Source organism: Pedobacter sp. UYP24, from assembly GCF_054057295.1.
Window position 1 is genome coordinate 1 of record NZ_JBSRZD010000020.1, and the last position, 4,621, is coordinate 4,621.

Sequence of the window (4,621 nt, forward strand, 5' to 3'; positions counted from 1 at the left end):
GCGAGCCCGCTTCATAGTCTCCCACCTATCCTACACATCCTGTATCCAATGTCAATGTTAAATTGTAGTGAAGGTGCATGGGGTCTTTCCGTCCCGTTGCGGGTACCCGGCGTCTTCACCGGGACCACAATTTCACCGAGCTCATGGCTGAGACAGCGCCCAGATCGTTACACCATTCGTGCAGGTCGGAACTTACCCGACAAGGAATTTCGCTACCTTAGGACCGTTATAGTTACGGCCGCCGTTTACTGGGGCTTCGATTCAATGCTTCTCCTTGCGGATGACATCCCCTCTTAACCTTCCAGCACCGGGCAGGTGTCAGGCCTTATACTTCATCTTTCGATTTTGCAAAGCCATGTGTTTTTGTTAAACAGTCGCCTGGGCCTTTTCACTGCGGCTGACATTGCTGCCAGCGCCCCTTCTCCCGAAGTTACAGGGCCATTTTGCCGAGTTCCTTAGCCATGATTCACTCGAGCACCTTAGAATTCTCTTCCCGGATACCTGTGTCGGTTTGCGGTACGGGTTTTTATAACCTGAAGCTTAGCGGTTTTTCTTGGAAGTCTGATTACCTGCGCTATCCACTTACCCGAAGGCTCGCGGTACTATCGGCGTTCAGCTAGGTCTGCGGATTTACCTACAGTCCCAATACCTACAGCCTTTAACGATCTATTCCGTCAGATCGCGGCAGTGTCACTACTCCGTCCCCACATCGCAGTTATAAAAAGTACGGAAATATTAATCCGTTGTCCATCGAATATCCCTCTCGGGTTCTCCTTAGGCCCCGACTAACCCTGATCCGATTAGCGTTGATCAGGAAACCTTATCCTTTCGGTGGGCGGGTTTCTCGCCCGCCTTATCGTTACTTATGCCTACATTTGCTTTTCCAGAAGCTCCACCACAACTTACGTCATAGCTTCGCTGCCGCTGGAATGCTCCCCTACCGTAATATTAATATTACCCATAGCTTCGGTGTACAATTTAATGCCCGTTTATTATCCATGCCCGATCGCTCGACTAGTGAGCTGTTACGCACTCTTTAAATGAATGGCTGCTTCCAAGCCAACATCCTAGCTGTCTGTGCAATCGGACCTCGTTAGTTCAACTTAACTGTAACTTGGGGACCTTAGCTGATGGTCTGGGTTCTTTCCCTCTCGGCGCGTGACCTTAGCACCCCGCGCCTCACTGCAGTGTATATTAAATAGCATTCGGAGTTTGTCTGGATTTGGTAGGATTTGACTCCCCCGCACCCAATCAGTAGCTCTACCTCTATTTAACTTAACCACCACGCTGTTCCTAAAAACATTTCGGGGAGTACGAGCTATTTCCCAGTTTGATTAGCCTTTCACCCCTACCCACAGATCATCCGGAAACTTTTCAACGTTTATCGGTTCGGTCCTCCAGTACGTGTTACCGCACCTTCAACCTGTCCATGGGTAGATCACAAGGTTTCGCGTCTACCTCCCCTGACTATACGCCCTATTCAGACTCGCTTTCGCTTCGGATCCGTGTCTTAAACACTTAACCTTGCCAGAGAAGAGTAACTCGTAGGCTCATTATGCAAAAGGCACGCCGTCACGCCACCTGGACGCTCCGACCGCTTGTAAGCACACAGTTTCAGGTTCTATTTCACTCCCCTGTTCGGGGTTCTTTTCACCTTTCCCTCACGGTACTGGTTCACTATCGGTCTCTCAGGAGTATTTAGCCTTACCGGATGGTGCCGGCAGATTCCCACAAGGCGTCTCCGACCTCGCGGTACTCAGGATACTACTAGACTAATGGTACTTACGTGTACGAGGCTCTCACTCTATATTGCCAGGCTTCCCATCCTGTTCCACTTCATTGCATTATAATCATATCGTAGTCCTACAACCCCACTTATGCCGTAACATAAGTGGTTTGGGCTCTTTCCCGTTCGCTCGCCACTACTTAGGAAATCATTATTATTTTCTCTTCCTCTGCTTACTTAGATGTTTCAGTTCGGCAGGTTTGCGTATTATATACGACTAGTCTTCAACTAGCCAGGTTTCCCCATTCGGAAATCACCGGATCAATTCATATTTGCTAATCCCCAGTGCTTATCGCAGCTTATCACGTCCTTCATCGCCTCTGAGAGCCAAGGCATCCCCTGTGTGCTCTTATTTACTTTCTTCTCTCCATAGCCTTTTGCGCCTATGGAAATGCTTTTTTTGATCATTGTCAGCTCTTTACGAACAAAATACGTAGTACGTAACTGCTACCAATTTCCCTATCCGGATAAATCCTTCTGTTCAACCTAATGTAACGTGTACATAACTGTTTCTTCTATTCAAGCTAACAACCTATCTATTGTTGTTTGCTCTTCTTTTTTAACTTCTTCCAATATGTCAAAGAACTTTTCAATCCCCGCTTTCCTTACTTCCGTAAGTATGCTATTTAATGCCCTTTTATAACAAGGCCGGGTGATGGTGGAGAATAACGGAGTCGAACCGTTGACCTCCTGCGTGCAAGGCAGGCGCTCTAGCCAGCTGAGCTAATCCCCCATTAAGATGCAATTATGTAGTCCCGAGCAGATTTGAACTGCTGACCCCTACATTATCAGTGTAGTGCTCTAACCAAACTGAGCTACGGGACTAATTGTCTTTACTGCAGTATGAGAACACTATGTGATGCTTCATCCTATGGGTTTTCTTTTTTGAGATCTTTTGTCATTTATATCATTTTACGTAGCGAGTAGTCAATCCTACTCCAGAAAGGAGGTATTCCAGCCGCACCTTCCGGTACGGCTACCTTGTTACGACTTAGCCCCAGTTATCGGTTTTACCCTAGGACGCTCCTTGCGGTTACATACTTTAGGTACCCCCAACTTCCATGGCTTGACGGGCGGTGTGTACAAGGCCCGGGAACGTATTCACCGCGTCATTGCTGATACGCGATTACTAGCGAATCCAACTTCAAGAGGTCGAGTTGCAGACCTCTATCCGAACTGTGAATGGCTTTTTGAGATTTGCTTGCTGTTACCAGCTTGCTGCCCTCTGTACCACCCATTGTAGCACGTGTGTAGCCCCGGACGTAAGGGCCATGATGACTTGACGTCGTCCCCTCCTTCCTCTCTGTTTGCACAGGCAGTCTGTTTAGAGTCCCCACCTTAACGTGCTGGCAACTAAACATAGGGGTTGCGCTCGTTGCGGGACTTAACCCAACACCTCACGGCACGAGCTGACGACAGCCATGCAGCACCTAGTTTCGTGTGATTGCTCACTCATCTATCTCTAAATGATTCACTAACTTTCAAGCCCGGGTAAGGTTCCTCGCGTATCATCGAATTAAACCACATGCTCCTCCGCTTGTGCGGGCCCCCGTCAATTCCTTTGAGTTTCACCCTTGCGGGCGTACTCCCCAGGTGGAATACTTAACGCTTTCGCTTAGCCGCTAACTGTGTATCGCTAACAGCGAGTATTCATCGTTTAGGGCGTGGACTACCAGGGTATCTAATCCTGTTTGATCCCCACGCTTTCGTGCCTCAGCGTCAATAAAACCATAGTAAGCTGCCTTCGCAATCGGTGTTCTGTGACATATCTATGCATTTCACCGCTACTTGTCACATTCCGCCTACCTCTAGTTCATTCAAGCTCATCAGTATCAAAGGCACTGCGATGGTTGAGCCACCGTCTTTCACCCCTGACTTAACAAGCCGCCTACGCACCCTTTAAACCCAATAAATCCGGATAACGCTTGGATCCTCCGTATTACCGCGGCTGCTGGCACGGAGTTAGCCGATCCTTATTCCTTCGGTACATTCAGCTCTCTACACGTAGAAAGGTTTATTCCCGAATAAAAGCAGTTTACGACCCAGAGGGCTGTCTTCCTGCACGCGGCATGGCTGGTTCAGAGTTGCCTCCATTGACCAATATTCCTTACTGCTGCCTCCCGTAGGAGTCTGGTCCGTGTCTCAGTACCAGTGTGGGGGGTCATCCTCTCAGATCCCCTAGTCATCGTCGCCTTGGTGGGCCGTTACCCCGCCAACTAGCTAATGACACGCATGCCCATCTTATTCCTATAAATATTTGATCATTACACAATGCTGTGCTGTGATTTTATGCGGTGTTAATCCGAATTTCTTCGGGCTATCCCCCTGAATAAGGTAGGTTGCATACGCGTTACGCACCCGTGCGCCACTTTTCGATTAGTGCAAGCACCAATCTATCGTTCGACTTGCATGTATTAGGCCTGCCGCTAGCGTTCATCCTGAGCCAGGATCAAACTCTCCATTGTAAAATGTGTTGTTTGAACGCTGACCATTCTTAACTTAATTAATAATAGTCTTTATTCTATTTGTATTGTCTGATAGAAATTAACTCTAAAATAATAGCACTGGTATCATGTACTTTGAATCAGCACTCTCTTACCTCGCTACGCTATAAATGACATCTCTTTAATGAACTTATCGGTCTCGCCTCACGGGTCAACCTTTTATATCTTAAAATATGATCTCTATGTTTCAGCGTGGTCTTTATCATCCACACCTCTGTTTAAAATCAAATCCTTTCAATCTTTTTATTCTTTATCAAACTCCGTTCGATAAATCCCCGTTTTGTTGGGACTGCAAAGGTAAGAATCTTTTTGAATCTGTCAAGCTTTTTTT

General features: G+C 47.4%; 2 tRNA genes and 2 rRNA genes. All 4 read right to left on the reverse strand.

The features are described from left to right. Positions 1 to 2,149 (reverse strand): 23S ribosomal RNA (locus ACVWYN_RS18290); the annotation flags it as partial. 293 nt (positions 2,150 to 2,442) lie between these two features. Beyond that, positions 2,443 to 2,519 (reverse strand) — tRNA-Ala (locus ACVWYN_RS18295). 17 nt (positions 2,520 to 2,536) lie between these two features. Next, a tRNA-Ile gene (locus tag ACVWYN_RS18300) sits at positions 2,537 to 2,611 on the reverse strand. Between the two features lie 117 nt (positions 2,612 to 2,728). Further along, positions 2,729 to 4,251: ribosomal RNA gene (locus ACVWYN_RS18305) — 16S ribosomal RNA — on the reverse strand. Positions 4,252 to 4,621 lie beyond the last annotated feature (370 nt).